Raw genomic sequence first — 26,455 nt, 5'->3', positions numbered from 1 at the left:
CCCCAATGCAACGGGGCCGCTGTGCGCGGCCCCGGGGGTCAATCAACCGATCAGTCGGATCACGCGCGGGCGGCGCGCCGGCGGTTGAAGAGCGCGCCCAGTTCGCCCACGATGCCGCGCCGGAACGCCAGCACGCAGACCACGAAGATCAGGCCGCTCACGATGGTGACGGACTCGCCCAGGCGCAGGAACCATTCGACGCCGGTCAGGTTGGCCATCATCTGGCCGAAGTCGCCCACCTTGTTCTCCAGCAGCACCACGATGAACGCGCCCAGCACCGGACCGGTCAGCGTGCCCAGGCCGCCGATCAGCGTCATCAGGATCACCAGCCCGGACATCTGCCAGGTGGCGTCCGACAGCGTGGCCGACACGAACACCAGCGTCTTGGTGGCGCCGGCCAGGCCCGCCAGGGCGGCCGACAGCACGAAGGCCACCAGCTTGAAGCGGTCGACGTCGTAGCCCAGCGAGATGGCGCGCGGCTCGTTTTCACGCAGCGCCTGCAGCACCTGCCCGAAGGGCGAGTTCACCGTGCGCCAGATGATGAAGTAGCCGATGATGAAGATGGCCATCACCAGGTAGTACAGGTTGATGTCCTTGGACAGGTCGACCAGCCCGAACAGCGTGCCGCGCGGCACGCTTTGCAGGCCGTCCTCGCCACCCGTGAACTTGGCCTGCAGGAAGAAGAAGAACACCATCTGCGACAGCGCCAGCGTGATCATGGCGAAGTAGATGCCGCTGCGGCGGATGGCCAGCGCGCCCATGGCCAGGCCCAGCAGCGCCGCCACGGCCACGCCGAACAGCAGGCCCAGCTCGGTGGGCAGGCCCCAGACCTTCATGCTGTGCCCGGCCGCATAGGCCGCGCTGCCCAAAAAGGCGGCGTGGCCGAAGGACAAGAGCCCCGTGAAGCCAAGCAGCAGGTTGAAGGCGCACGCGAAGAGGGCGTAGCACATGACCTTCATGGCGAAGATCGGATACACGCCTGCGAAGGGAAGCAAGGCCACCACGATGGCCAAGACCGCATAGCCCAGGAATTGACGATTCATTTTTCTTTTCCGAACAGCCCGGCCGGGCGGATCAACAGAACAATGGCCATGATGATGAAGACGACCGTGCTGGACGCTTCGGGCCAGAACACCTTGGTCAGGCCTTCGATCACGCCCAGGCCCAACCCGGTGACGATGGCGCCAAGAATGGAGCCCATGCCGCCGATCACGACCACCGCGAACACGACGATGATGAGGTTCGATCCCATCAGCGGCGAGATCTGCAGCACCGGTGCGGCCAGCACCCCGGCAAAGCCCGCCAGCGCCACGCCGAACCCATAGGTCAGCGTGATCATGCGGGGCACGTTCACGCCGAAGGATTCCACGAGGCGCGGATTCTCGGTGCCGGCGCGCAGCAGGGCGCCCAGGCGGGTGCGTTCAATGACGTACCACGTGGCAAAGCAGACGATGATCGACGCCGCCACGACCCAGCCGCGGTAGTTCGGCAGGATCATGAAACCCAGGTTGGTCGCGCCGCGCAGGGCCTCGGGCGTGGGATAGGGCTGGCCCGACACGCCGTAGAAGCTGCGGAACAGCCCCTCGATCAGCAGCGTCAGCCCGAAGGTGAGCAGCAGCCCGTACAGGTGGTCGAGCTTGTAAAGGTGCTTGAGCAGCAGCTTTTCGATGATGATGCCGAACAGGCCCACGATCAGCGGCGCCAGGATCAGCATGATCCAGTAATTCAGGCCAAAGTACGACAGCCCCATCCATGCGACGAAGGCGCCCAGCATGTACAGAGCGCCGTGGGCGAAGTTGATGACGTTGAGCAGCCCGAAGATGACGGCGAGTCCGAGCGACAGCATTGCATAGAAGGAACCGTTGACCAGGCCCAGTAACAGCTGGCCGAACAAGGCCTGTATGGGGATGCCGAAAATGTCAGTCATCGTGTGAAAGTCCTGCGCGGTACGGAAGGAAGCGAGCTAGTCAGGAAGGATGCGGCCGGGCTGTCGGCCCGGACCGCCTCCGGGATCACATGCGCCGGTTTATTTCTTGACCAGCTTGCAGGTGGACTCGGACAACTTGGTGTAGACCTCGTCGCCAGGCAGCGTCGCCACCACCTTGTAGTAGTCCCACGGGCCCTTGGATTCGGCCGGGGTCTTCACTTGCATCAGGTACATGTCGTGGACCATTCGGCCGTCCTCGCGCACGACGCCGCCCTGGGCGAAGAAGTCGTTCACCTTGTTCGACTTCATCCACTTCATCACGTCGTCGCCGTTATCCGAGCCGGTGGCCTTGACGGCGTTCAGGTAGAACATCGCCGACGAGTAATCGCCCGCCTGCAGCATGGACGGCTTGCGGCCGACCTTGGACTCGAACTTCTTGGACCAGGCGCGCGAGGCGTCGGATTGATCCCAGTACCAGCCGTCGGTCAGGTACATGCCCTTGGTGGCGTCCAGGCCGAGCGAGTGCACGTCGTTGATGAACACCAGCAGGCCGGCCAGCTTCATCGTCTTGGTGACGCCGAATTCGTTGGCGGCCTTGACCGTGTTGATCGTGTCGCCGCCGGCGTTGGCCATGCCCAGGATCTGCGCCTTGGAGGCTTGTGCCTGCAGCAGGAACGACGAGAAGTCCGAAGCGCCTAGCGGTGCGCGCACCTGGCCCTTCACTTCGCCGCCCGCGGCCTTGACGACCGCCATCGTGTCACGTTCCAGCGCGTGGCCGAACGCGTAGTCCGCAGTCAGGAAGAACCAGCTCTTGCCGCCGTCCTTCACCACTGCCGAGCCGGTGCCGCGCGCCAGCGCCACGGTGTCGTAGGCGTAGTGCACGGTGTAAGGCGAACATTGGGCGTTGGTCAGGTCGGACGAACCGGCGCCGACTGCGATGAAGGGCTTCTTCTTTTCAGCGGCCACGGCCGCCATGGCCAGGCTGGTGGCCGAGTTGGTGCCGGCGATGATGACGTCGACCTTCTGCTGGTCGAACCATTCGCGGGCGCGGGCCGAAGCGACGTCGGCCTTGTTCTGGTGGTCGGCGGAGACGATTTCGATCTTCTTGCCGTTGACCGTGCCGCCGAAGTCCTCGACCGCCATGCGCACGGCTTCCAGGCCCGCCTTGCCGTCGATGTCGGAGTAAACGCCCGACATGTCGGTGATGAATCCGATGCGGATGACATCGTCGGAGATACCTTGAGCGTGGGCGGTTGCCCCCGCGAATCCCAGGCCCGCCATGGCCAGTGCAGCAGTGATGGTGTGCAGCTTCATGGGATGACTCCTCTTCCCTACGGTGTGGTGTTTGCCGGGGTTCCGGCGGATGACACAGGTTGCTTTAGACGCCCAACAGTTCGTTGAGCGTGTCCTGTTTTTCTGAAAGTTCGGCAGCTTCGAAGTGCTCGACGATCTGGCCGTGCTCCATGACGTAGAAGCGGTCGGCCAGCGGCGCGGCGAAGCGGAAATTCTGTTCCACCATGACGATGGTGTAGCCCCGCTGCTTGAGCGCCGTGATCATGCGGGCCAGCGCCTGCACGATGACGGGCGCGAGGCCTTCGGAGATTTCATCGAGCAGCAGCAGGTTTGCGCCGGTGCGCAGGATGCGCGCCACGGCCAGCATCTGCTGTTCGCCGCCCGACAGGCGCGTGCCCGGGGAATTGCGGCGTTCCTGCAGATTGGGGAACATGTCGTAGATCTCGGCCAGCGACATGCCGCCGCCAAGCGAGCCCACGACCGGCGGAAGCAGCAGGTTCTCTTCGCAAGACAGGCTGGCGAAGATGCCGCGTTCCTCGGGGCAATAGCCCACGCCCAGGTGGGCAATCTTGTAAGTGGGCAGGTCGATGGCCTCGGTGCCATGGATGCGGACCGAGCCCTTGCGCGAACCGGTCAGGCCCAGGATGGCGCGCAGCGTCGTGGTGCGGCCGGCGCCATTGCGGCCCAGCAGCGTGACGACCTCGCCTTGTCCAACGCGCATGTCCACGCCGTGCAGGATATGCGATTCCCCGTACCAGGCGTTCAAGCCCGAGATTTCGAGTGCGGGGGTGCTCATGCGTGCGCTCCTTGAAGTTCGCCGTCGGTCGTGCCCATGTAAGCCTGCATCACGGCCGGATGGCGGGAGACTTCGGCGTAGGAACCTTCGGCCAGCACCGATCCGCGCGCCAGCACGGTGATGGTGTTGGCGATGGAGGACACGACGTTCATGTTGTGTTCCACCATGAGGATGGTGCGCCCGGCGCTCACGCGCTTGATCAATTGCGTGACGCGGTCCACGTCTTCGTGGCCCATGCCCTGGGTGGGTTCGTCCAGCAGCATCAGCTCGGGCTCCATCGCCAGCGTGGTGGCGATCTCGAGCGCGCGCTTGCGGCCGTACGGCAGGTTGACTGTGGTCTCGTCGGCAAAGCCGCCCAGGTCCACCTGTTCAAGCAGCGCGCGCGCCGGCTCGTTCAAGGAGGCGAGCCGCTTGTCGCTTTGCCAGAAGTGATAGGACAGGCCGGTCTTGCGCTGCAGGCCGATCCGCACGTTCTCGAGCACGGTCAGGTGCGGGAACACCGCCGAGATCTGGAACGACCGGATGATGCCGCGCCGCGCGATCTGCGCGGGCCGCTCGCCGGTGATGTCGATGCCATTGAACCTGATGCTGCCCGACGTGGGAGCGAGGAATTTGGTCAGCAGGTTGAAGCATGTGGTCTTGCCCGCGCCGTTAGGCCCGATCAAGGCATGAATCTCGCCCCGCTTGATACGCAAATCGACCCCGTTGACCGCGACAAAGCCGCGGAACTCCTTGGTGAGGCCTTTTGTCTCCAGGATTGTGTCATCCATGTTCGCTGCACCAGCGTTGTATTTATATGGTCTCCGCCCGGCGTCATTGCGACAGGCCCCCGCAGGGTTGGAAAACTGTTTGCGTGCTCAGTTTTCTTATGAGTTGCCGGCGAGTATGCGGACGTCGCAATCAAAATTCCATGAGGGTTTGTCATAGGTTTTGCACTGCGGAAAGGCCAATTGTCGGCATGCCGACAATGCAGTGTGCTTATGGGGAGAATGGGCTCCCGATATGCAAATGCATTGCAGCAATTACGCGTTGATCGTCATCAAGATGTCACGCGGCAATAGGCGAGGGAAAACCCGGTTTTCCGCTCGCATAATCGCAGGTGAATACCAGCGAGCAGGTGTCAGGCAGGCGTTTTCTGCTTGAATTCGCAAAGGTCGGAAATGCCGCATTGCGGGCACTTCGGCTTGCGCGCCACGCAAACGTAGCGGCCGTGCAGGATAAGCCAGTGATGCGCGTCCAGCAGATATTCACTGGGCACGAACTTCATGAGTTTTTGCTCGACTTCCAGCACGTTTTTTCCGGGCGCGATGCCGGTGCGATTTGAAACGCGGAATATATGCGTGTCCACCGCCATGGCTGCCTGTCCGAACGCGGTGTTGAGCACCACGTTGGCCGTCTTGCGGCCGACGCCGGGCAGGGCTTCCAGGGCCTCGCGCGTTTGCGGCACCTGGCCGCCGTGCTGCTCGATCAGGATCTTGCAGGTGGCGATCGCGTTCTTGGCCTTGGTGCGAAACAGGCCGATGGTCTTGATGTAGTCGGCAAGCCCTTCCTCGCCCAGCGCCAAGAGGGCTTCGGGCGTGCCGTACTGCGGGAAGAACTTGCGCGTGGCGATGTTGACCGACTTGTCCGTCGCCTGTGCCGACAGCAGCACGGCGATCAGCAACTGGAACGGCGTGGCGTATTCCAGCTCGGTGGTGGGGGTGGGGTTGGCCGCCTTCAGGCGGGCGAAGATCTCTCGACGTTTGGCGGCGTTCATGACTGCGTGGGATTGCGGCGGGCCCGGGCGCGGGCCAGCGCGGATTCGATGGCGGAGCGCTTGCGGTCTTCCTTTTGCGCATCCTCGGCGGCGGGCGCCACAGGCGCGGGCGCTTCGGGCATCTCTGGTGCCATCAGGCGCGCGTTGTCGGCAGCCAGGCGCTCGGCGCGCGCCTGATGACGGCGATGACGCTCGCGGCTGACGGCGGCGTCCTCGCTGGTCCATGCGCGCCCGGCCGGCACCATCTCGATGCAGTCGACGGGACAGGGCGCCACGCACAGGTCGCAGCCGGTGCACCAATCGTCCAGCACGGTGTGCATGTGCTTGTTGGCGCCGACGATGGCGTCGACCGGACAGGCCTGGATGCACAGCGTACAGCCGATGCAATGCGATTCGTCGATGCGCGCGACGAGCAGCGGGCCGGGTTCCCCGCGTGACAGATCGAGCGGCAGCAGGGGCGTGCCGAGCAGCGCGGACAAGGCGGCGACGCCGTCCTCGCCGCCGGGCGGACAGCGGTTGATCGGCGCGGCGCCCTGGGCGATGGCCTCGGCATAGGGCCGGCAGCCGTCGTAACCGCATTTGGTGCATTGCGTCTGAGGCAGCAAGGCGTCAACGCGGTCGGCTAATGAGCGACAGGACATGTAAAGCCAGTAATGAAAAGGGGCCGCTCGGGCCCCGGGGATACGGATCAGGCTGCAGGCGGCGCCGGGCTTACGCCCGTGCCCCGCCGGATGGACGGCGCGGCGCCGTCCTCAAGCCGATTGCCGGATGAACTCGGCAATTTTAGGACAGATCATTTCGCGCCACCGGCGGCCCGAGAAAATGCCGTAGTGGCCGCAGTTCGGCGCGGTGTAGTGCGCCTTGCGGTCGGCCGGAATGCTCTTGCAAAGCGTGATGGCCGCGCGCGTCTGGCCCTGGCCGGAAATGTCGTCCAGTTCGCCTTCGATGGTGAACAGGGCCACGTCCTTGATGTCGGCCGGGCGCACCAGCTTGCCGTCCACTTCCCAGGTGCCGCCGGGCAGCGCGAACTCCTGGAACACCATGCGGATCGTGTCCAGGTAGAACTCGGCCGGCATGTCCAGCACCGCGTTGTATTCGTCGTAGAACCGGCGGTGCGCTTCGGCATCGCTGTCGTCGCCTCGCAGCAGGTCCAGGTAGAAGTCGTAATGCGACTTCATGTGGCGGTCCGGATTCATGGCCATGAATCCCGCATGTTGCAGGAAGCCCGGATAGACCCGGCGGCCGGCCCCCGGATAGCGGGGCGGAACGGGGTGGATCACCTGGTTCTCGAACCAGGCATAGGGCTTGGTCGTGGCCAGGCGGTTGACCTGCGTGGGCGACTGGCGCGGGTCGATGGGACCGCCCATCATCACCATGCTGCGCGGCTGGCAGGGATCGTTGGCGGACGCCATCAGGGACACGGCGGCCAGCACCGGCACCGTGGGCTGGCACACGGAAATGACGTGCACGTCCGGGCCCAGGTGGCGGATGAAGTCCTGCACGTAGCGCACGTAGTCGTTCAGATGGAACGGCCCGGCCGACAGCGGCACCATGCGCGCGTCGACCCAGTCGGTCACATAGAGGTCGTGGTTGGGCAGCAGGGCGCGCACGGTGTCGCGCAGCAGGGTGGCGTGGTGCCCGGAAAGCGGGGCCACCAGCAGCACCTTGGGATCGTTCTTGCCAGCCAGGCGCACGTCGCGCTGGAAGTGCACCAGGCGGCAGAACGGCTTGTCCATGGCCACGGCTTCGATCACGCGCACGGACTTGCCGCCGATCTGGGTGGTGGGAAGATTCCAGGCGGGCTTCTGGTATTCCTTGCCGATACGGGTCATCAGCTCATACCCGGCGGCCATCTGGCGCGAAATCGGGGTATAGGCGAGCGGGCTGTAGGGGCTGGAGAACAGCTGAGAACCGGCGTCCGTGAATGCAGCGAACGGAGTCAGGAAGGCGCGCTGCATTTCGTGCAATTGGTACAGCATTTCGGGGAAGTCCTTCTGGGTCGAGCGTGTGCCCCGATTATTGCTCCGAGGCGTAACGATATTTCCAATCAGACTGAAGAATGTCAGGCAAAGTGCCTGATTTTGTTGCTAAAAAGCGACCCGTCATGTGTTTCGCACCAGTTTAGGGCCGCGTTCATGCCTTGCGGTGACGCCAAAAGGTGGATTTATGCACTACGCCATGCAGTGCGGGATCACCAGTAGTTTTCTACTGCCAGGTTGCCCGGAATGCCGCGGCGTCCCGGCTTGAATCCCCGATCACCCAGCAATTTTCGTGCCTCGGCCAGCATGGCGGGGTTGCCGCAGAGCATGACCTTGGCGGTTTCGGGATCCAGCGGCTGGCCGGCCAGCTGCTCAAGGCGGCCATCGGCGATCAGCGTGGTGATGCGCGCTTGCGGCATGCCGGGCATGGCTTCGCGCGTGGCGATGGGCAGGTAGACGAGCTTGCCGGGGTCGGCGGCAAACATCTCGGCCAGGGCCGGATCGCGGCGCCAGGACTCAATTTCGTCGCGATAGGCCAGTTCGGCCGCGGTGCGCACGCCGTGCACCAGGACGATGCGGCGGTAAGCGCGCCAGACGGCCGGGTCGCGCAGGATGGACAGGTAGGCCGACAGACCGGTGCCCGAGGCCAGCAGCCACAGGTCGCCGCCGGGCGCAAAGCGCTCCAGCGTCAGAAAGCCGTAGGGGGCCTTTTCGACGTAAAGCGCATCGCCGGGCTGCAGACGCGCCATGCGCGGACTGAACAGCCCGTCAGGGACAACGATGGAATAGAACTCCAGCCAGGGCTCATGCGGGGCCGAGACCATGGAATAGGCGCGCCAGATCGTGGGCGCGCCGTCAGGGTCTTCAGCGCCGGGCAGACCCACCCGGGCGAACTGGCCTGGCACGAACGTGAAGGCCTCGTCCCGCGTCACGCGCACGGAGAACAGTTTGTCCGGCACCCAGGTGTGGACGCTGGTGATGGTCTGGCGCGTGTATTTGGAGTCGTCGGTCATCGGGACATCGCACGGAAAGCGCCGGTCCGGCGTGCGGCCGGCGCCCGTGGATTACTTTTCCAGGTATTGCAGCTTGTCCTGCTTGCCGTTCCATTCGTCGGCGTCGGGCAGGGGCTTCTTGGCGCGGCTGATGCTGGCGAATTCCGGGGAGAGTTCGGCGTTCAGCGCGATGAAATTGAGTTGGTCCTGCGGCACGTCTTCTTCGGCGTAGATCGCGTTGGCCGGGCATTCGGGGATGCAGACCGCGCAATCGATGCATTCGTCGGGGTCGATCACGAGGAAGTTCGGACCCTCACGAAAACAGTCCACCGGGCACACGTCGACGCAATCGGTGTACTTGCACTTGATACAGTTTTCGGTGACTACGTGGGTCATTCAGGTACTCCGGGGATCGGCGGCAGATGTGTCTTAATGGGCGGATTTTACCCAATGCCGCGCCGATGTGCCGGCAATACCCGTATTGACAGCGTGGCCCATCGTGTCGAAGGCCCGCTGCTTCATGCTATGGTGTCGCGAAACGAAACGCGCAATCATGATTATTACTTCGCTGCTCGACACCGACCTGTATAAATTCAGCATGATGCAAGTGGTGCTGCATCACTTCCCGGCTGCCCAGGTCGAGTACCGGTACAAATGCCGGACGCAAGGCGTGGATTTGCGCCCCTATCTGGATGAAATCCGCGACGAAGTGCATCAGCTATGTCAGTTGCGCTTCACGGAAGACGAGCTTAAATATCTCGGCAGCTTGCGCTTTATCAAAAGCGACTTCGTTGATTTCCTCGGTTTGTTCCACATGCCGGAGCGCTGCATTCACATCAGCGAAGGCGAAGGCCCCGGCGAAATCAGCATCGAGGTCAAGGGGCCGTGGCTGCACACGATCCTGTTCGAGATCCCCGTGCTGGCCATCGTCAACGAGGTCTATTTCCGAAACACCCGCAAGCATCCGGACTGGGAAGAGGGCCGCAAGCGCCTGCAGTCCAAGATGCACCTGGTGCTGGACGATCCCGCGCTGGCGGATTTCCGCGTGGCCGAATACGGCACGCGGCGCCGCTTCTCCAAGGCCTGGCACGAAGAAATCGTCTCCACCATGAAAGCCGAGATGGGTCCGCACTTTGCGGGCACCAGCAACGTGCTGCTTGCCAAGGAACACGACGTGCTGCCGCTGGGCACCATGGGCCACGAATATCTGCAGGCCTGCCAGGCGCTCGGTCCGCGGCTGCGCGATTCGCAGGTGTTCGCGCTGGAGGTCTGGGCCAAGGAGTACCGCGGCGACCTCGGCATCGCGCTGTCGGACGTCTACGGCATGGATGCGTTCCTGCGCGACTTCGACATGTATTTCTGCAAGCTTTTTGACGGCGCGCGCCACGATTCCGGCGATCCCTTCATCTGGGGCGAGCGTCTGCTCGAGCACTACCGCAAGAACCGCGTCGATCCGCGCGCCAAGACGCTGGTGTTCTCGGATGCGCTGACCTTCCCGCGCGCCATCGAGCTGGCGCGCCAGTTCTCGGGCCGCTGCAAGGTGTCGTTCGGCATCGGCACCAATCTCACCAACGACCTGGGCCACGAGCCGCTGCAGATCGTCATGAAGATGGTCCGCTGCAATGGCCAGCCGGTGGCCAAGGTGTCGGATGCGCCCGAAAAGACGATGTGCGACGATCCCGCCTACCTGGCCTATCTGCGCCAGGTTTTCCAGTTGCCGCCTGCCTGACGACGCCCCGGCGTCGCGCGCGGGCAGCGTTACACAGTTCCAACCAAACCACTCGACTCTAGGGGAATTCTCATGAGCAGCATCAAGCGCTTTCACGTGACCAAGCGCCTGTCGGACATGGCCGTGTACAACGGCGTTGCCTACCTGGCGGGCCAGGTGCCGGACGATGCCACGCTGGACATCACGGGCCAGACCGAGCAAGTGCTCGCCACGATCGACCGTCTGCTGGCCGAAGCCGGCACCGACAAGACCAAGATCCTGATGGCCCAGATCTACGTGGCCAACATGAAGGAATTCGACGGCATGAACAAGGCCTGGGACGCATGGGTTGCCGACGGCAACTCGCCCCCCCGCGCCACCGTCGAGGCCCGCCTCGCCAACCCCGACTACAAGGTCGAGATCGTGGTGACGGCCGCCCTGTGAGGCACGCAGTCTGAATGCCGGCCTCGTCCGGCACCCAGAAAAGCCCTCTGGCCAACGCCGAGGGCTTTTTCTTTGCTTGGATGTCAGCTACCCCCGCCGCGTTACGCGCCCATCAGCATGATGCCCGCCAGCAGACCGCCCAGTTCCTCGCAACGCGCCAGATCCGCCGGCGGCACGGTCTTGGGCGCCAGGATCTGCGCGGCGGTCTGGGCGCCCAGGTTCACGATGACGGCGGGCGCGACCGGGGTCAGCCGCCAGCCGGTGCAGATGCGTTCGACCTGCCGGGCGGCGCCCGCGCCGTCGCTGCCCGCGCTGATCATTGCCGCGTAGGGCAGTCCCTGCAGGAGGTCCAGCACCGCGTAGTAGTTGCGATCAAAGAACTCCTTCATCTCGCCGCTCAGGCTGGCGAGGTTTTCGGGGGCGCAGAAAAGGAACCCGTGGCTGGCCAGCAGAGCGTCGTCGCCGGCATCCTGCGCGCGCATCAACGTAACGCGCAGATCGTCCGGCTGCTCCAGCGCGGCCGCCGCTTCAGTGGCCCCGCGCGCGGCGGCGCGCGCCATCTGCTGTGCCGCACCCGTGCGCGAATGCCAGACGATCAGCAATTCCTTCATGCGTACCGCTCCGCCGGGTCCTGCCGGTAATACGCCCGCAGCATCGCATACCACTCGGGCAAGGCCTGCTGCATGGGATGGGGATCCACGAAGAAGTGCTCCGAACTGACGGCAAAGAACTCGCCTTCGTCCGTGGCCGCGTAGGGATCCATCGGCAGCTGCCCGTACCAGGCGTCCGCTTCCTCGCTCTCGGGGTCCACGTCGCGCGGGATCGCCGCCTCCACGGCGTCGACCGCCGCAATGAAGCGGTCCAGGCTGTCGTCCAGCACCTGGCGCCACGAGCGCGGCTGGATCTCGGGGTGCGCCGACAACGACGGCATGCCGTCCGCGAAACCCGAGCGCAGGTCCAGCTTGTGGGCAAATTCGTGGATGACCACGTTAAAGCCGCCTTCGGACAACTGCGTGTCCTCCCAGGACAGGACCAGCGGCCCGCCTTCCCAGGCTTCGCCCGCGGCGTCCTCGATGTACTCGTGGACCACGCCGTCCTCGTCCTGACGCGAGCGCGGAATGCGGAAGCTGGCGGGATACACGATGATCTCGTCCCAGCCTTCGTACAGCTCGGGCGTGAGGTTCAGGATGGGCAGGCAGGCCTGCGCGGCGATGGATAGCCGCATGAAGTCCGAGACCTCCAGTCCCTGCGCGCCGTTGATGGTCTTGCTGGCGAGCAGCCACGCGGCGCGCGACTGCAGCTGGGCGGCTTCGTCCTGCGTCAGCACGGCCAGAAACGGATAGGTGTCCAGCACCTGCCGCCACAGTTCGGGCGGGATGCGGGCCTGCATTTCGGCGACCTCGGACGGGCGGGCGCCGCGCCCCTTCAGCCAGCGCAACATAAGCTTTGGTTCCTTCCATATGCCGGGATGCGGCAGGGTGTTCAGGGTGATTGAACCCTAGTGTAGAGTGTCGGGATATTCAACCAGATACCTGTGCTACGCCCGTCATGTCCGCCCCGCCTGTTCCCGATGCGCCTTCGCCATTCGACGCTTCCTGGCGGCAGGAAGCCGGGGCGGGCCTGGATGCCGATGGCCTGACGTTGCTGGACCGGGCCGTCGCCTGGGCCGAGCCGCGTTTCCACGGCCAGAACGCCCTCACGGGCGAGCCCTTGGCCGGCCACGGCGCCGGCGTGGTCCGTATCCTGGCGGCCATGCACACCGACGCGGCCACGCGCACCGCCGCGCTCCTGGCCGCGCTGCCCACCGACCTGATGGCCCCCGCGCCGTCCCTGCGAAACGACCCCATCGCCGCTGCCTTTGGCACGGAGGTCGCGCGGCTGGTGCAGGGCGCCTACGCCCTGCTGCGCCTGGGCGTGGTCGCCCGCCAGGCCAGCGATGTCGCCGCGGTAAGCGGCTCGCAAAAGGAAATGCAGCGCAAGATGCTGCTGGCCATGGCCGCCGACCTGCGCATCGTGCTGATGCGGCTGGCATCGCGGCTGCGCACGCTGCGCTGGCACGCCGAAACCAAGGCCCCGTGCTCGCCCGACTTTGCCCGCGAGACCCTGGACCTGTACGCGCCGCTGGCCAACCGGCTGGGCATCTGGCAGATCAAATGGGAAATGGAAGACCTGTCCTTCCGCTTTCTTGAGCCCGAAAAGTACAAGCACATCGCCCGCCTGCTGGAAGAAAAGCGGGTCGAGCGCGAGGCCTTCATCGCCGGCGCCATCGCTCGCCTGCAACAAGCCCTGGCCAAAAGCGGCATCCAGGCCGAGGTCAGCGGCCGGCCCAAGCACATCTACAGCATCTGGAACAAGATGCGCGTCAAGCGCCTGGACTTCTCGCAGATGTACGACCTGCGGGCGCTGCGCGTCATCGTCGACGACGTGCGCGCGTGCTACACGGCGCTGGGCATGGTGCACGAGATGTGGACGCCGCTGTCCGAGGAATTCGACGACTACATCTCGCGGCCCAAGCCCAACGGCTACCGGTCCCTGCACACGGTGGTCACCGATGACGATGGCCGCCCCTTCGAAGTGCAGATCCGCACGCGCGAGATGCATCAGTTCGCCGAATACGGGATGGCCGCGCACTGGCGCTACAAGGAAGCGGGCGCCAAGGGCGGCCAGGTGGCCGCCTCCAGCGAATACGACCGGCAGCTTGCGTGGATGCGCCAGTTGCTGGCCTGGAACAGCGAAGTCGAGGGCGGCGCGGACACGCCGCCCGAACCGGCCAAGCCCGCCTCGGGCAGGGCCGCCGCGGGCAAGAGCCGCGGCGCGGTGGCGGCGCCCGCGCATACCGACGAGCGCATCTATGTGCTGACGCCCCAGGCGCGCGTGATCGAGCTGCCCGCCGGCGCCACGCCGGTGGATTTTGCCTACCACCTGCATACCGACCTGGGTCATCGCTGCCGGGGCGCGCGCGTCGATGGGCAGATGGTGCCGCTGCAGACGCATCTGTCCACCGGGCAGACCGTGGAGATCATCTCCGCCAAGTCCGGCGGCCCGTCGCGCGACTGGCTCAATCCGCAGCTGGGCTTTCTGGCCAGCCCCCGCGCACGCGCCAAGGTGCGCATGTGGTTCAACGCCATTGAACTGCAGCAGCGCATCACGCAGGGCCAGGCGCTCGTCGAAAAGGAACTGCAGCGTCTGGGCAAGACGGCCATCAATCTGGAACAGCTGGCCCAGAACCTGGGCTTTGCCCGCGCCGACGACCTGTACGTTGCCGCGGCCAAGGAAGAATTCAGCCTGCGCCAGATCGATGCGGTGTTCCAGCAGCCGGCGCCCGCGGCCGAGCCCACGCCGGCCGCGCTGCGCCACGCCAGCGCGGGCAGCGCCGAGAAAAGCGGCAAGAGCGGCGTGCTGGTGGTCGGGGTGGGGTCGCTGTTGACGCAGCTTGCCCGCTGCTGCCGTCCCGCGCCGCCGGATGCGATCTCCGGATTCGTGACGCGCGGTCGCGGCGTGTCCATCCACCGCCGCGACTGCCACAGCTACCTGGCGCTGGCCGCACGCGAGCCCGAACGCGTCATCGAGGTGGCGTGGGGCGAAACCGCCGATACCTTCTATCCGGTCGACATCAGCGTGCGCGCGCACGACCGGTCGGGCCTCTTGCGCGACCTGTCCGAAGTGTTTGCGCGCCTGCGCCTTAACGTGGTGGGCGTGAACACGCAGAGCAAGCAGTCGCTGGCCCACATGGTGTTCACGGTGGAAGTGCGCGGCGGCGAATCGCTGTCGCGCGCGCTCGATGCGCTGGCCGAAGTGCCAGGCGTGTCGTCGGCGACGCGCCGCTAGAGGGGTGTCCGGCAGCGGCGCCGCTGCCGGAGATTGCCCCGCGCGCTGAACAACGCGGGGCGGGGGCGGTTCAGGCCTCAGTGCTCCAGGTCTTCATGCGCGCGATCACGCATGTAGAACGCGGCAACCAGGCCCAGGGCCACACCAAACATCACGTAGTAGGCGGGCGCCATGGGCGAGCCGGTGGTCTTGATGAGCCAGGTCACGATGAACTGCGCGAACCCGCCAAAGATCATCACGGCCACGTTATAGGCCAGCGACAGGCCCACCGAACGCACGCGCGCCGGGAACAGCTCGGCCATCACCGTGCTGAACACACCAAAGAACGCCGACACGAAAATGCAGACCACGACCTGCACGGTCAGCAGGCGGCCGATCGACGGCGCGTCCGACAGCCAGAAGTACAGCGGGTACAGCACGATCAGGTAACCGATCAGCGAGCCGATCACGAGCGGACGGCGGCCGATGCGGTCGGACCAGGCGCCCATGAACGGGGTCAACACCACCATCAGCGCCGCGCCCGCCATCTGCACCAGGAAGGTCTGGTTCAGCGGCAGCATCAGCACCTTGGTCGAATAGGTGACCAGATACGTGAAGGTGATGTAGATGGACACCGTGGCCGTCACCACCAGGCCCACGCCGATAAGCGTCTCGCGCGTGTGGGTGCGCAGCATCTGACCCAGCGACAGGCGCTTGACCTCACCGCGCTCGGCGGCCTGGCGGTCGGCTTCCTTCATTTGCTTGAAGGCGTCCGTTTCGTCGACGTTGCGGCGGATATAGATGGCGATCGGCACGATCACCAGGCCGAAGGCAAACGGCAGGCGCCATGCCCAGTCGGCGATCTGCTGCTCGGTGAAGAACTCGGTGATCAGCGTGCCGCAGGCCGCGCCAATCAGCAGCGCCAGCATCTGGCCCGCCATCTGCCACGAGCCGTAGAAGCCGCGCTTGCCGTTGGGCGCCATTTCGATCAGCAGCGCCGTCGACGTGCCGAACTCGCCGCCGGCCGAGAAGCCTTGCAGCAGACGAGCGATGAGGATGAAGATCGGCGCCAGGATGCCGGCCGCGTGGTAGGTGGGCGCCACCGTGATCAGCGCGATGGACACGGCCATCAGCGAGGTCACCAGCACCATGGCGGCCTTGCGGCCCTTGCGGTCGCCGTACAGGCCCAGGATGATGCCGCCCACCGGGCGCATGAAGAACCCGACGCCGAAGATGGCGGTGGTCATAAGGATGGCGTTCAGTTCGCTGCCGGGGACGCTGGGGTCCGTGGGAAAGAACAATTTGGCGATGATCGGCGTCATGAACGCGAACACCAGGAAGTCATACCATTCGAGGGCGTTGCCGATTACCGCTGCCACGATGTTGCGTGTGGGGACTGCTTTGTGCTGCACGGGATCTCCTTGGGGGCTTTTTAAAATCCGGCCGACATTCTAGGCGGTGCCGCCCCGGCCGTCCCGGCAATCGTCCGCAAGGGGCCGAGACGCGGCCGCTGCCTGGCTTTACACTGCGTCTTTTCCCCACGAGAGTAGTGACATGAACGCGCGCACCTGGCTGGAAACGCTGGTTGGCTTTGACACCACCAGCCGCAATTCCAATCTTGCCCTGATCGAAACCGTCCGTGACTGGCTCAAGGGCCAGGGCGTCGAGGCATGGCTGGCGCACAACCCCGAGCGCACCAAGGCCAACCTCTTTGCCACGCTGCCGGCGCAAGACGGCAACCAGCAGGGCGGCATCGTCCTGTCGGGCCACACCGACGTGGTGCCCGTGGACGGCCAGGACTGGAGCACGGACCCGTTCAAACTCGTCGAAAAAGACGGTCTGCTCTATGGCCGCGGCAGCTGCGACATGAAGGGCTTCATTGCCGGATCCCTGGCCCTGGTGCCGGAATTCATGGCCATGCCGCGCAAGAAGCCCATCCACCTGGCGTTCTCCTACGACGAGGAAGTCGGCTGCGCGGGCGCGCCGTACATGCTGGCCGACCTGCACGAACGCGGCATCCGCCCCGAGGGCTGCGTCGTGGGCGAACCCACCGGCATGCAGGTCGTGGTGGCCCACAAGGGGATCAATCTTTTCCGTTGCAAGGTCCACGGCAAGGCGGCCCACTCGTCGCTCACGCCGCGCGGCTGCAACGCCATCGAATACGCCGCCCGCCTGATCTGCCGCATCCGCGATCTCGCGGACAGCTTCAAGGCCAACGGCCCCTACGATCAGTTCTACGACGTGCCGTTCTCCACGATGACCACCAACCAGATCCGGGGCGGCATCGCGGTCAACACCATTCCCGAACTGTGCGAATTCACCTACGAATTCCGCAACCTGCCGGGCATGCGTCCCGACGACATCCAGGCCGAAGTCGAAAAATACGTGCGCGAAGAGCTGCTGCCGAAGATGAAGGCCGAATTCGACGGCGCCAGCATCGAAATCGAGACCGGCGCCGCCGCGCCCGCCCTGGAAGCCTCGGAAGAAGCCGCCATCACCCAGCTCGTGCGCGCCCTGACCGAAGACCGCGCCACGCGCAAGGTGGCCTACGGCACCGAGGCGGGGCTTTTCCAGGGGATCGGCATTCCCACGGTGGTCTGCGGCCCCGGCCACATCGAACAGGCCCACAAGCCCAACGAATACGTGGCGCTGGACCAGCTTGCCGCGTGCGAAACCTTCCTGCGCCGCATGGGGCAGTCGCTCTGACGAGCGGGGCGCCCGGGGGCGGGCGGCACGCCGGTGCCGTCCGCGTCAGGTAAAATGACGGGTTGCAAACCGGATTTGCGGCCGGCAGTGGCCTGCCGCGATGCCGGGGGAGATGCTTTGGTGAAACCTTACGACTTTCCGGATGCCAAGGGCCATTTCGGGCCTTATGGCGGTGTTTTCGTGGCGGAAACGCTGATGCACGCGCTCGATGAACTGCGCGCGTCCTATGACCGTTATCGGGTCGATCCCGCCTTCCTGGAAGAGTTCAACTACGAACTCAAGCATTTCGTGGGCCGGCCCAGCCCCGTCTACCACGCCCGGCGCTGGTCCGAGCTGGTCGGCGGCGCCCAGATCTGGTTCAAGCGCGAAGACCTGAACCACACCGGCGCGCACAAGATCAACAACTGCATCGGCCAGGCGCTGCTGGCCAAGCGCATGGGCAAGCCACGCGTCATCGCCGAAACCGGCGCGGGCCAGCACGGCGTGGCCACCGCCACCGTCGCGGCCCGCTACGGCATGGAATGCGTGGTCTACATGGGCAGCGAAGACGTCCGCCGCCAGGCCTCCAACGTCTACCGCATGAAGCTCTTGGGCGCGACCGTGGTGCCCGTGACTTCCGGTTCGCGCACCCTGAAGGACGCGCTGAACGAAGCCATGCGCGACTGGGTCACCAACATCGAAAACACGTTCTACATCATCGGCACGGTGGCGGGTCCCGACCCCTATCCCCGCATGGTGCGCGATTTCCAGACCGTCATCGGCAACGAATGCCTGACGCAGATGCCCGAGGCCATCGGCCGCCAGCCCGACTACGTCGTGGCGTCGGTGGGCGGCGGCTCCAACGCCATGGGCATCTTCCATCCCTACATCCCCCACGAAGAAGTGCGCCTGATCGGCGTCGAAGCGGCGGGCGAGGGCATGGACAGCGGCAAGCACGCCGCATCGCTGGCCGCGGGCCAGGTGGGCGTGCTGCACGGCAACCGCACCTACGTCATGCAGAACGCGGACGGCCAGGTCCAGGAAACGCATTCCGTCTCCGCCGGCCTGGACTACCCGGGCGTCGGCCCGGAACACGCGTGGCTCAAGGATTCGGGCCGCGCCGAATACGTCGGCATCACCGACGAGGAAGCCCTGAAGGCTTTTCACGATTGCTGCCGCATCGAAGGCATCATGCCCGCGCTGGAGTCATCGCACGCCATCGCGCAAGCCGTCAAAATGGCGGCCACGCTGCCGCGCGACGCCGTGATCCTGGTCAATCTGTCGGGCCGCGGCGACAAGGACATGCACACCGTCGCCGAACGCGCCGGCATCGAGCTCTGAACATGACAACCCGCACTGATCGCATTGCCGCGGCTTTCGCGCGCACCGCAGAGTCCGGCCGCGCCGCGGCCCTGATTCCCTACATCGCCGCCGGCGATCCTTCCCCCGGCGCCACCGTGCCGCTGATGCACGCGCTGGTGGATGCCGGCGCCGACGTCATCGAACTGGGCGTGCCGTTCTCGGATCCCATGGCCGATGGCCCCGTCATCCAACGCGCCGCCGACCGCGCCATCGCGCAGGGCGTGGGCCTGGCCCGCGTGCTCGAACTGGTGGCAGATTTCCGCCAGCGCGACACCGCGACGCCGGTGGTGCTGATGGGCTACGCCAATCCCATCGAACGCATGGGGCAGGCGGAATTCGCCAGCCGCGCCGCGCAGGCCGGCGTGGACGGCGTGCTGGTCGTGGACTATCCGCCCGAGGAAGTCATCGAGTTCGCTGCCACCCTGGGTGAGCACGGCATTGCGCCCATCTTCCTTTTGGCGCCCACGTCCACCGAAGAACGCATCAAGGCCGTCGCCACGGTGGCGCGCGGCTACGTGTATTACGTGTCGCTCAAGGGCGTGACGGGCGCGGGTTCGCTGAACACCGACGACGTCGCCGACCGCGTGGCCCTGATTCGCCGCCACGTGCGCGACATTCCGGTCGGCGTGGGATTCGGCATCCGCGATGCCGAAAGCGCCCAGCGCGTGGCCCGATCGGCCGACGCCGTGGTCATTGGCAGCAAACTGATTGAAACCATGGAGCAGGCGGTCGCCAACGCACCGGCTGCCCAGCAAACCGACGCCGCAGTCGCCGCCGCCAGCGGTTGGCTGCGCACCATCCGGCAGGCGCTGGATCAAGTAAAACGAGAGAACGCGTCGGCCTGAGCGGCCGGGTCGCGATCTCAAACGGGATGAATACTCAATGAGCTGGATCGATAAACTCCTGCCGCCTCGCATCAACAAAACCAGCGACAGCGGCGCCCGCCGCGTTCCCGAAGGCCTGTGGGTGAAATGCCCGTCGTGCGAATCGGTGCTGTATAGCGAAGACCTGGCAGCCAACCTTCACGTCTGCCCCAAGTGCGACCACCACATGCGGATCGGGGCTCGCGCCCGGATCGATTCGCTGCTCGACATGGAAGGCCGCGTCGAAATCGGCCAGACCACGCGTTCGGTCGACACCCTGAAGTTCAAGGACACGCGCAAGTATCCCGAGCGCCTGCAAGAGGCCGTCAAGGCCACGGGCGAATCCGACGCGCTGGTGGTCATGAGCGGCTCGATCCGCGGCGTGCCTGCCACGCTGGCCTGCTTTGAATTCGAATTCATGGGCGGCTCGATGGGCTCGGTGGTGGGCGAGCGCTTTGCGCGCGGCGCGCAGGCAGCCCTGGACAACAAGACGCCGTTCATCTGCGTGGCCGCTTCGGGCGGCGCGCGCATGCAGGAAAGCCTGCTGTCGCTCATGCAGATGGCCAAGACGAACGCCATGCTGACCCGTCTGTCGGCCGCCGGCCTGCCGTTCATCAGCGTCCTGACCGATCCCACGATGGGCGGTGTGTCGGCCAGCTTTGCGTTCATGGGTGACGTCGTCATTGCCGAACCCAAGGCCCTGATCGGCTTTGCCGGCCCGCGCGTGATCGAACAGACCGTGCGGGAAAAGCTGCCGGAAGGCTTCCAGCGCGCGGAATTCCTGCTGCAAAAGGGCGCCATCGACATGGTCGTGGATCGCCGCCAGCTTCGCGAAGAAATTGCCCGCCTGCTGGCGCTGCTGACCAATCAACCGGCCGACGTGGTTACTGCCTGACAATGCTGCCGGCGCCGGGCTGCCGCATGACGGCCGCGCCGGCTTCGGAAAATGCCGCCAGCAGCTTCGTGCTTCGGGCGGCATTTTTGTTTTTGCGCTCAGCGTCAAAGCCCGGGCACGCCACTTGCTAAGGCGGCCTAGCGCAAAATCCCAAGCTTGAATTACGCGTGGTCCGGAACAGTCTTTTTCATATCCGTTTGTTGCCATATTGCGACATGCGTAAGGCGGGTTGGTCCGGATTTTGCTAATGTTCCCCGTTAGTCCAGAAATAGATGGAGTTAATCCCATGCAGTCGACGAAGAAGAAAATGCTGACGCGCCTTGCCGGCCTGGCCCTGGCAGGCGTTGCCACCTTTGCCAGCGCCCAGTCGTCCGAGGGCACGCAGGGCGGCGTCAGCCTGCACTACGGCATCGGCGATCACTACAAGCGCCTGACCCTGAACTACGAAACTGCCTCGCTCTGGACCTATCAATTCGGCGGCAACTGGGGCCGGCTGGACCTGACGCCGGAATTCGGCGCCTCGTACTGGCAGGCTGACGGTTCGCGTTCGCCCGGCCATGTGTGGCAGTTCAGCGCCATCCCCATGTTCCGCTGGTGGACCGGCGAACGCTTCTACATCGAAGCGGGTATCGGCGCCACGCTGTTCTCCAGCACGCGCTTCGCCGACGAAAACATCAGCACGGCCTTCCAGTTCGGCGACCACGTCGGCGTTGGCTTCCTGCTCACGCCGAACAACCGCATCGGCGTGCGCTATTCGCACTTCTCGAATGCCAGCATCAAGCGCCCGAACCCGGGCCTGGACGTGGTGCAACTCACCTACACGTACCAGTTCTGATCGCATCGTGACGTCCTGAGCATTCCCGCCTGCCGGAACGTTCCGGGCGCAGATCTTGAAAACCACCCGTTCACGGGTGGTTTTTTTTGTGCGTCGCCTGGGCCGCCGGTCATCCTGGGGCAACCTCTAAAACCACAAAAAAATTTTCGTTTGACTGCGTGTTCACGTACTTGTTGGTGTTGAGTGCAATGGCCAGAATGCCCTGGCAACACCCAAAACCACAACGAGCCGTCGTGGGAGGTTTCGATCCGCCGCTGCATGCGTGATCGGGGCAGGGCCCGGCAGGCGGCACACGGAGACGCAGATGAAATACCCCTGTACGAAGGCGCGCCGCTTGGCGCGCATTGCCGGCGCCGCCGGTCTTGTCCTGTCGCTGGCCGCCGCCCCGGGCGCCGTGCTGGCCGACGAATTTCCCGCCAAGCCCCTGCGCATGGTCGTCGGCTTCGCGCCGGGTGGCGGCGCCGATATCGTGGCGCGGCTGGTGGGCGCCAAGATGGCCGACAGCCTGGGTCAGCAGGTGGTGGTGGAAAACCGCGCCGGCGCCACGGGCACGATCGCGGCCGACAACGTGGCCCGCTCGCCCGCCGATGGCTACTCGCTGTTCCTGGGATCGCAATCCACCATGGTCGTGGCGCCGTCCCTGTTCCCCACGCTGCCGTTCAAACCCGAGACTGATTTCGAACCGGTATCGCAGATCGTGACGATGCCCCTCATCCTCGTGGTCAACCCCGCGATGATCGATGTGAAAAGCGTCGGCGAGCTGACCGAGCACATCCGCAAGGCGGGCAACGGCGCGCTCAGTTATGCATCCTCCGGCCAGGGCGGCCCGCAACACATCGCGGGTGAGTTGTACGCGCACCGGGTCGGCACCAAGGTCACGCACGTGCCCTACAAGGGCGAATCGGCGGCGATCGCCGACGTGCTGGGCGGACACGTGCCCTACATGTTTGCGAACCTGCCGGTGGCGCTGCCGCACATCGCCTCGGGCAAGGTGCGTCCGCTGGCGATCACCAGCCTGAAGCGCGATCCCAAGGCGCCGCAGATTCCCACGCTGGCCGAATCGGGCTTCAAGGACTTCGAGGTGTCGACCTGGTATGGCGTGTTCGCGCCGGCCAAGACGCCCAAGCCGGTGATCGAGAAGCTGTCCAATTCCATCCGCACCGCGCTGGCGCAACAGGACATGCAGGCCAAGCTGAGCGAGCAGGGGTTCACGGTGGTGGGCAGCGACTCGGCGGCCTTCAGCCAATTCGTGGGCGCCGAACTGCCGCGCTGGTCGGTGCTGATCCGCGACATCGGCATCAAGCCGGAATAACGCGGTCACCACGTGCTGGCGCCCCTGGGCGGGCGTCAGCGGGAGCCGTTCACCGGCGGCTCCCATTCATTCACCCGAGACAATGACATGATCGACTTCACCGAAAAACGCGCCGCCGGCCCCGTCATCCGGCTGCATTCCGCAGACAACGTCGTGGTGGCGCGCGTGCCCATCGGCATCGGCACTGCCGTGCCCTCCGAAAACCTTGTCAGCCGCAGCCAGGTGCCCGCCGGCCACAAGATCGCGGCGCGCGATCTGCGCGCGGGCGAACCCATCCTGAAATACAACGTCTGCATCGGCTTTGCCGCCACTGACATCCCGGCGGGCACGTACGTGCATTCGCACAACATGGATTTCAAGGAATTCGACCGCGACTATGCCCACGCGCGGGACTACGTCCCGACGCAAATCCTGCCCGAATCGGAGCAGGCGCAATTCCAGGGCATCGTGCGCGCCAACGGACAGGTGGGCACGCGCAACTACATCGGCATTCTTGCCACGGTGAACTGTTCGGCCACAGTGGTGCATCGGATTGCGGCCGCGTTCACACAGGATGTCATGGACGCCTATCCCAACGTGGACGGCGTGGTGGCGTTGAGTCACGGCATGGGCTGTGGCATGGAGATGTCCGGCGAGCCGATGGATCTCTTGCGGCGCACGATGGGCGGATACGCCTGTCATGCAAATTTTGCGGGCGTGCTGATCGTCGGCCTGGGGTGCGAACGCAATCAGCTCGATGCCTTGCTCAAGGATCAGGGCCTGGAGGCGGGCGCGCGGCTGCAGACCTTCATCATGCAGGAGACGGGCGGCACCCGAAAAACGATCGAGGCCGGCGTCGCCGCGGTGAAGGCGATGCTGCCGGCCGCGAACGACGTGCGACGCGAGCCGGTGCCGGCGCGGCACCTGAAGATCGGCCTGCAATGCGGCGGATCGGATGGCTTTTCGTCGATCACCGCCAATCCGGCGCTGGGCGCGGCCATGGATATCCTGGTGCGGCATGGCGGCACTGCCATCCTGTCGGAGACGCCGGAAATCTATGGCGTCGAGCATACGCTGACGTCACGGGCGCGCAACCGCGAAGTCGGCGAGAAGCTGGTGCAGCGCATCCGCTGGTGGAAGGAAGAGTATTCGCCGGGGCGCGACGTGCAGATCAACGGCAAGGTCAGTCCGGGCAACCAGATGGGCGGCCTGGCCAACATCTTTGAAAAATCGTTGGGCTCGTCGATGAAGGGCGGCACCACGGCGCTGATGGAGGTCTACCGCTACGCGGAACCTGTCCGGCAGCCGGGCATGGTGTTCATGGACACGCCGGGGTTCGATCCTGTGTCGGCAACGGGGCAGATCGCGGGCGGCGCCAACATCATCTGCTTTACGACCGGCCGCGGCTCGATGTTCGGCGCCAAGCCGGTGCCCTCGATCAAGCTGGCCACCAATACGCCGATGTTCGACCGGCTGACCGAAGACATGGACGTCAACTGCGGCGACATCCTGGACGGCACGGCAACCCTGCAAGAGGTGGCGCAGCGGATCTTCGAGGAAATCCTGCGGGTGGCCTCCGGCGACCGCAGCAAGAGCGAATTGCTGGGACTGGGGGACCACGAATTCGTGCCCTGGAACATCGGCGTGGTGAGCTGACCGCCTCGCAAGACGGCGGCGCCGCGGACGGTCAGCGCATTTTGACCGTCCGCGTTTGGGACCGTCCGCGTGTTGACCCTTTGCGTGTGGTGCAGAAACGCTCAGGCGTCGGACAGCGCGGCGGCGCCCGGCATCTCAAACCCGTTTGCCTGCAACGCGGCCTTCAGCCCCTCTGTCTGCGACGCATTCAGTTCCACCAGCGGCGGCCTTACCGTGGCCCACGCCGCATCGCCGGACTTCCAGGCGATGGCCGCCTTCATGGCGGGAATCATCGGAAACTGCTGGAACACGTGGCGCGTGGCGTTCAGGCCCGCCTGGCGCTCGTCGGCATCCGCCTCTTGCCAGCGCTGCTGGAGCGCCACGATCGGACCAGGATTGACGTTGCCCGTGGCCGTGATGCAGCCCACGCCGCCCGCGCGCAGGGTCTGCAACAGGAATGCCTCGCTGCCCGCATAGACCTGGAATCCGCGGGGCGAAAAGCGCTCGATCATCGCGGCAGTGTTGGCCCAATCGCCGCCGCTGTCCTTCACGCCGGCGACGATGCCGGGATAACGATCGAGCAGACGCTCGATGAGGGCCAGGCTCAGGGGCACCTGGCTCACGGGCGGGATGTGATAGAGGTACATGCGCAGCTTGTCGTCGCCCACGCCCTCGATCAGCTCGGCGTAGTAGCGGAAAAGGCCTTCGTCGCTGACCCCTTTGTAATAAAAGGGCGGCAGGACCAGCACACCCATGCTGCCGCTGCGCACGGCATGCTGCGTCAGCGAAATGGCATCGGGCAGCGCGCAGGCGCCCGTGCCCGGCATCAGCGCCGACGGTTCCACCCCCGCTTCGAGCAGCGCGTCCAGCAGCGTGTGCTTCTCTTCCAGCGACAGCGAGTTGGCCTCGGAGTTGGTGCCGAAGATGGCCAGTCCGACGGACTGTTCGCGCAGCCAGCGGCAGTGCTTCACGTAACGCCCCAGTGCCGGGCGGTAGCGCTCGTCGAACGGCGTCAGGACAGGAGAAAAAACGCCGGGAATGCGGGCAGGGGTCGTCATGTCTCTACTCGTTATTGGAAGGATGGAAAAAGCGCGCCGCGGTCGCGCGGCTGCGATTTCCGATTCTGGCATTTATCTGTCCGGCGAACATCTGCTGTTTAATGGCTTCAATCCATAAAATTGTTGTGGTTTGCCGCCGTCGCGCCACACGTCAAAACAGGGGGAGACTTTGGATACGCGCTATGTGCAGAGCTTTGTGTCGGTCATCGAGAGCGGCTCGCTCGCTGAGGCCGCGCGGCGGCTGGACCTGACCCCCGCCGCCATCGCGGCGCGCGTGCGCACGCTGGAAGAAGAGCTGGGCGCCACGCTGATCAAGCGTGTCGGCCGCAGCGTCAAGGCGACCGAAGCCGGCCTGAAGGTGCTTGAGCGCGCCCGTAGCGTGCTGCGCGAGGTGCGCGACCTGCGGGCCAGCGCCGCGGACGACGCGCCGCTCGGCGAGCTGCGCCTGGGCGTCTCGGCGTCGGCCTTGACCGGCATCATGCCCATCGTGCTGGCCAGGCTGTACCGGCGCATGCCCAAGCTGGCGGTCTTCATGGAACCCGGCACGTCCAACCATCTGTACCACCGCGTCATCAACGCAGACCTGGATGCGGCGTTCATCGTCAAGCCGCAATTCAACCTGTCCAAGGGCTACGCCTGGAAGCAGGTCACCGAGGAGCCGTTGGTCGTGCTCGCCCCGCCCGACACGCCGGGCAACGACGCGCACGAGCTGATGCGCACGCAACCCTTCATCCGCTACGACCGCAATGTCTGGGGCGGGCGGCTGGCCGACCAGTATCTGCGCCAGCATGGCATTGCGCCCCGCGAGCGGCTGGAGGTCGACGGCCTGATGGGCATTGCCTGCATGGTCTCGGAGGGGCTGGGCGTGTCGCTGGTGCCGGATTGGGCGCCGGATTGGCTCGACAGCCGCCGCGTCAAGCGTGTGCTGCTGCCCGGCCGAGCGCCGCTGCGCCGGATGGGCATTCTGTGGGCGCGTCACATGCCGCATTCGGCCCTGGCGGAAGCCTTTGTGGAGGAAGCGGGCCGCGCCCTCGATCCGCAGGCGCGCCATTCGGCAAGCGACTGACGTCGCTTAAGGTAAAAAAACACCCCGCAGACCGTTTCCGGTGTGCGGGGTGTTGTGCTTCTC

At 65.3% G+C, this 26,455-nt stretch carries 25 protein-coding genes; 11 read left to right on the top strand and 14 right to left on the bottom strand.

Annotated elements, in window-relative coordinates:
* Positions 1-59: 59 nt before the first annotated feature.
* The 10 genes from FBY20_RS04645 to fdxA form a co-directional block, all read right to left on the bottom strand.
* On the bottom strand, positions 60-1,043 hold the full coding sequence (locus FBY20_RS04645; RefSeq protein WP_056321818.1) for a branched-chain amino acid ABC transporter permease: 984 nt from the start codon (positions 1,041-1,043) through the stop codon (positions 60-62).
* The gene (locus FBY20_RS04640) at positions 1,040-1,927 is read right to left on the bottom strand and encodes a branched-chain amino acid ABC transporter permease (protein WP_056321820.1); all 888 of its coding nucleotides are present in this window, start codon (positions 1,925-1,927) and stop codon (positions 1,040-1,042) included. Before FBY20_RS04640 ends, FBY20_RS04645 begins: the two co-directional genes overlap by 4 nt.
* Positions 1,928-2,026: 99 nt before the next feature.
* On the bottom strand, positions 2,027-3,241 hold the full coding sequence (locus FBY20_RS04635) for an ABC transporter substrate-binding protein (protein ID WP_056321822.1): 1,215 nt from the start codon (positions 3,239-3,241) through the stop codon (positions 2,027-2,029).
* Between the two features lie 64 nt (positions 3,242-3,305).
* Positions 3,306-4,016 (bottom strand): ABC transporter ATP-binding protein, encoded by a 711-nt coding sequence (locus FBY20_RS04630; RefSeq protein WP_062840538.1) that lies wholly within the window; start codon positions 4,014-4,016, stop codon positions 3,306-3,308.
* Positions 4,013-4,786 carry an ABC transporter ATP-binding protein gene (locus FBY20_RS04625; RefSeq protein WP_056321825.1) on the bottom strand — a complete coding sequence of 258 codons (774 nt, stop codon included), beginning with the start codon at positions 4,784-4,786 and terminating at the stop codon, positions 4,013-4,015. The genes FBY20_RS04630 and FBY20_RS04625 overlap by 4 nt, the downstream gene beginning before the upstream one ends.
* Positions 4,787-5,136: 350 nt before the next feature.
* Positions 5,137-5,772 (bottom strand): endonuclease III, encoded by a 636-nt coding sequence (nth, locus tag FBY20_RS04620; protein ID WP_062840540.1) that lies wholly within the window; start codon positions 5,770-5,772, stop codon positions 5,137-5,139.
* On the bottom strand, positions 5,769-6,413 hold the full coding sequence (gene rsxB, locus FBY20_RS04615) for an electron transport complex subunit RsxB (RefSeq protein WP_142050329.1): 645 nt from the start codon (positions 6,411-6,413) through the stop codon (positions 5,769-5,771). The genes nth and rsxB overlap by 4 nt, the downstream gene beginning before the upstream one ends.
* Positions 6,414-6,524: 111 nt before the next feature.
* On the bottom strand, positions 6,525-7,751 hold the full coding sequence (locus FBY20_RS04610; RefSeq protein WP_056321834.1) for a polyhydroxyalkanoate depolymerase: 1,227 nt from the start codon (positions 7,749-7,751) through the stop codon (positions 6,525-6,527).
* A gap of 212 nt (positions 7,752-7,963) precedes the next feature.
* A complete protein-coding gene (locus FBY20_RS04605) occupies positions 7,964-8,764 on the bottom strand; it encodes a ferredoxin--NADP reductase (RefSeq protein ID WP_142050327.1) in 801 nt (266 codons plus the stop codon).
* Positions 8,765-8,815: 51 nt separating this feature from the next.
* The gene (gene fdxA, locus FBY20_RS04600) at positions 8,816-9,139 is read right to left on the bottom strand and encodes a ferredoxin FdxA (RefSeq protein ID WP_006389264.1); all 324 of its coding nucleotides are present in this window, start codon (positions 9,137-9,139) and stop codon (positions 8,816-8,818) included.
* Positions 9,140-9,296: 157 nt separating this feature from the next.
* Here fdxA and pncB point away from each other — a divergent pair, with 157 nt between their 5' ends.
* Together pncB and FBY20_RS04590 are read left to right on the top strand one after the other, a co-directional pair.
* On the top strand, positions 9,297-10,472 hold the full coding sequence (gene pncB, locus FBY20_RS04595) for a nicotinate phosphoribosyltransferase (RefSeq protein WP_056321839.1): 1,176 nt from the start codon (positions 9,297-9,299) through the stop codon (positions 10,470-10,472).
* Between the two features lie 72 nt (positions 10,473-10,544).
* Positions 10,545-10,895, top strand: a complete 351-nt coding sequence (locus FBY20_RS04590; RefSeq protein ID WP_056321843.1) for a RidA family protein — start codon at positions 10,545-10,547, stop codon at positions 10,893-10,895.
* 101 nt (positions 10,896-10,996) lie between these two features.
* Here the strand turns inward: FBY20_RS04590 and FBY20_RS04585 are convergent, their stop codons facing one another.
* Complete coding sequence (locus tag FBY20_RS04585) at positions 10,997-11,506, bottom strand: flavodoxin family protein (protein ID WP_056321846.1); 510 nt, start codon at positions 11,504-11,506, stop codon at positions 10,997-10,999.
* Complete coding sequence (locus FBY20_RS04580) at positions 11,503-12,336, bottom strand: zinc-dependent peptidase (RefSeq protein ID WP_142050325.1); 834 nt, start codon at positions 12,334-12,336, stop codon at positions 11,503-11,505. The genes FBY20_RS04585 and FBY20_RS04580 overlap by 4 nt, the downstream gene beginning before the upstream one ends.
* A 107-nt stretch (positions 12,337-12,443) precedes the next feature.
* Here FBY20_RS04580 and FBY20_RS04575 point away from each other — a divergent pair, with 107 nt between their 5' ends.
* Positions 12,444-14,723, top strand: coding sequence for a bifunctional (p)ppGpp synthetase/guanosine-3',5'-bis(diphosphate) 3'-pyrophosphohydrolase (locus FBY20_RS04575; protein ID WP_142050322.1), 2,280 nt, complete (start codon positions 12,444-12,446; stop codon positions 14,721-14,723).
* Between the two features lie 77 nt (positions 14,724-14,800).
* On the opposite strand, the gene FBY20_RS04570 is transcribed toward FBY20_RS04575, so the two are convergent.
* Positions 14,801-16,114, bottom strand: a complete 1,314-nt coding sequence (locus FBY20_RS04570; protein ID WP_056321854.1) for an MFS transporter — start codon at positions 16,112-16,114, stop codon at positions 14,801-14,803.
* Positions 16,115-16,256: 142 nt separating this feature from the next.
* Between FBY20_RS04570 and argE the strand changes: the two genes are divergently transcribed.
* From argE to FBY20_RS04535, 7 genes are all read left to right on the top strand, one after another.
* Entirely contained in the window at positions 16,257-17,408 is a 1,152-nt protein-coding gene (argE, locus tag FBY20_RS04565; protein ID WP_062840548.1) for an acetylornithine deacetylase, read from the top strand.
* A gap of 120 nt (positions 17,409-17,528) precedes the next feature.
* Positions 17,529-18,728 (top strand): tryptophan synthase subunit beta, encoded by a 1,200-nt coding sequence (gene trpB, locus FBY20_RS04560; RefSeq protein ID WP_056322725.1) that lies wholly within the window; start codon positions 17,529-17,531, stop codon positions 18,726-18,728.
* Positions 18,729-18,730: 2 nt separating this feature from the next.
* Positions 18,731-19,594, top strand: coding sequence for a tryptophan synthase subunit alpha (trpA, locus tag FBY20_RS04555; RefSeq protein WP_056321859.1), 864 nt, complete (start codon positions 18,731-18,733; stop codon positions 19,592-19,594).
* Between the two features lie 37 nt (positions 19,595-19,631).
* Positions 19,632-20,507 carry an acetyl-CoA carboxylase, carboxyltransferase subunit beta gene (accD, locus tag FBY20_RS04550; protein WP_056321862.1) on the top strand — a complete coding sequence of 292 codons (876 nt, stop codon included), beginning with the start codon at positions 19,632-19,634 and terminating at the stop codon, positions 20,505-20,507.
* Positions 20,508-20,793: 286 nt separating this feature from the next.
* Complete coding sequence (locus FBY20_RS04545) at positions 20,794-21,342, top strand: acyloxyacyl hydrolase (protein ID WP_056321866.1); 549 nt, start codon at positions 20,794-20,796, stop codon at positions 21,340-21,342.
* A gap of 304 nt (positions 21,343-21,646) precedes the next feature.
* Positions 21,647-22,654, top strand: a complete 1,008-nt coding sequence (locus FBY20_RS04540; RefSeq protein ID WP_056321868.1) for a tripartite tricarboxylate transporter substrate binding protein — start codon at positions 21,647-21,649, stop codon at positions 22,652-22,654.
* 87 nt (positions 22,655-22,741) lie between these two features.
* Positions 22,742-24,289, top strand: coding sequence for a UxaA family hydrolase (locus FBY20_RS04535; RefSeq protein WP_142050320.1), 1,548 nt, complete (start codon positions 22,742-22,744; stop codon positions 24,287-24,289).
* Positions 24,290-24,390: 101 nt separating this feature from the next.
* Here FBY20_RS04535 and FBY20_RS04530 read toward each other — a convergent pair whose 3' ends face one another.
* A complete protein-coding gene (locus tag FBY20_RS04530; protein WP_142050318.1) occupies positions 24,391-25,326 on the bottom strand; it encodes a dihydrodipicolinate synthase family protein in 936 nt (311 codons plus the stop codon).
* A gap of 169 nt (positions 25,327-25,495) precedes the next feature.
* Here FBY20_RS04530 and FBY20_RS04525 point away from each other — a divergent pair, with 169 nt between their 5' ends.
* Positions 25,496-26,392: a LysR family transcriptional regulator gene (locus tag FBY20_RS04525; RefSeq protein WP_056322728.1), complete on the top strand. Its 897-nt coding sequence runs from the start codon at positions 25,496-25,498 to the stop codon at positions 26,390-26,392.
* The last annotated feature ends 63 nt before the right edge of the window (positions 26,393-26,455 follow it).

Origin of the sequence: Achromobacter sp. SLBN-14, from assembly GCF_006715415.1 — a bacterium.
Lineage (GTDB): Bacteria > Pseudomonadota > Gammaproteobacteria > Burkholderiales > Burkholderiaceae_B > Achromobacter > Achromobacter mucicolens.
Note: the sequence above shows the minus strand (reverse complement) of the source record. Positions and strands in the feature narration are given on the sequence as shown.

Coding starts and splice junctions, on each gene's coding strand:
- FBY20_RS04530 (WP_142050318.1), bottom strand. CDS start 25,326: ATGACGACCCCTGCCCGCATTCCCGGCGTTTTTTCTCCTGTCCTGACG.
- FBY20_RS04590 (WP_056321843.1), top strand. CDS start 10,545: ATGAGCAGCATCAAGCGCTTTCACGTGACCAAGCGCCTGTCGGACATG.
- FBY20_RS04545 (WP_056321866.1), top strand. CDS start 20,794: ATGCAGTCGACGAAGAAGAAAATGCTGACGCGCCTTGCCGGCCTGGCC.
- fdxA (WP_006389264.1), bottom strand. CDS start 9,139: ATGACCCACGTAGTCACCGAAAACTGTATCAAGTGCAAGTACACCGAT.
- FBY20_RS04630 (WP_062840538.1), bottom strand. CDS start 4,016: ATGAGCACCCCCGCACTCGAAATCTCGGGCTTGAACGCCTGGTACGGG.
- nth (WP_062840540.1), bottom strand. CDS start 5,772: ATGAACGCCGCCAAACGTCGAGAGATCTTCGCCCGCCTGAAGGCGGCC.
- rsxB (WP_142050329.1), bottom strand. CDS start 6,413: ATGTCCTGTCGCTCATTAGCCGACCGCGTTGACGCCTTGCTGCCTCAG.
- FBY20_RS04610 (WP_056321834.1), bottom strand. CDS start 7,751: ATGCTGTACCAATTGCACGAAATGCAGCGCGCCTTCCTGACTCCGTTC.
- FBY20_RS04540 (WP_056321868.1), top strand. CDS start 21,647: ATGAAATACCCCTGTACGAAGGCGCGCCGCTTGGCGCGCATTGCCGGC.
- FBY20_RS04635 (WP_056321822.1), bottom strand. CDS start 3,241: ATGAAGCTGCACACCATCACTGCTGCACTGGCCATGGCGGGCCTGGGA.
- trpA (WP_056321859.1), top strand. CDS start 18,731: ATGACAACCCGCACTGATCGCATTGCCGCGGCTTTCGCGCGCACCGCA.
- FBY20_RS04625 (WP_056321825.1), bottom strand. CDS start 4,786: ATGGATGACACAATCCTGGAGACAAAAGGCCTCACCAAGGAGTTCCGC.
- accD (WP_056321862.1), top strand. CDS start 19,632: ATGAGCTGGATCGATAAACTCCTGCCGCCTCGCATCAACAAAACCAGC.
- FBY20_RS04640 (WP_056321820.1), bottom strand. CDS start 1,927: ATGACTGACATTTTCGGCATCCCCATACAGGCCTTGTTCGGCCAGCTG.
- argE (WP_062840548.1), top strand. CDS start 16,257: ATGAACGCGCGCACCTGGCTGGAAACGCTGGTTGGCTTTGACACCACC.
- FBY20_RS04535 (WP_142050320.1), top strand. CDS start 22,742: ATGATCGACTTCACCGAAAAACGCGCCGCCGGCCCCGTCATCCGGCTG.
- pncB (WP_056321839.1), top strand. CDS start 9,297: ATGATTATTACTTCGCTGCTCGACACCGACCTGTATAAATTCAGCATG.
- FBY20_RS04605 (WP_142050327.1), bottom strand. CDS start 8,764: ATGACCGACGACTCCAAATACACGCGCCAGACCATCACCAGCGTCCAC.
- FBY20_RS04575 (WP_142050322.1), top strand. CDS start 12,444: ATGTCCGCCCCGCCTGTTCCCGATGCGCCTTCGCCATTCGACGCTTCC.
- FBY20_RS04645 (WP_056321818.1), bottom strand. CDS start 1,043: ATGAATCGTCAATTCCTGGGCTATGCGGTCTTGGCCATCGTGGTGGCC.
- FBY20_RS04580 (WP_142050325.1), bottom strand. CDS start 12,336: ATGTTGCGCTGGCTGAAGGGGCGCGGCGCCCGCCCGTCCGAGGTCGCC.
- FBY20_RS04585 (WP_056321846.1), bottom strand. CDS start 11,506: ATGAAGGAATTGCTGATCGTCTGGCATTCGCGCACGGGTGCGGCACAG.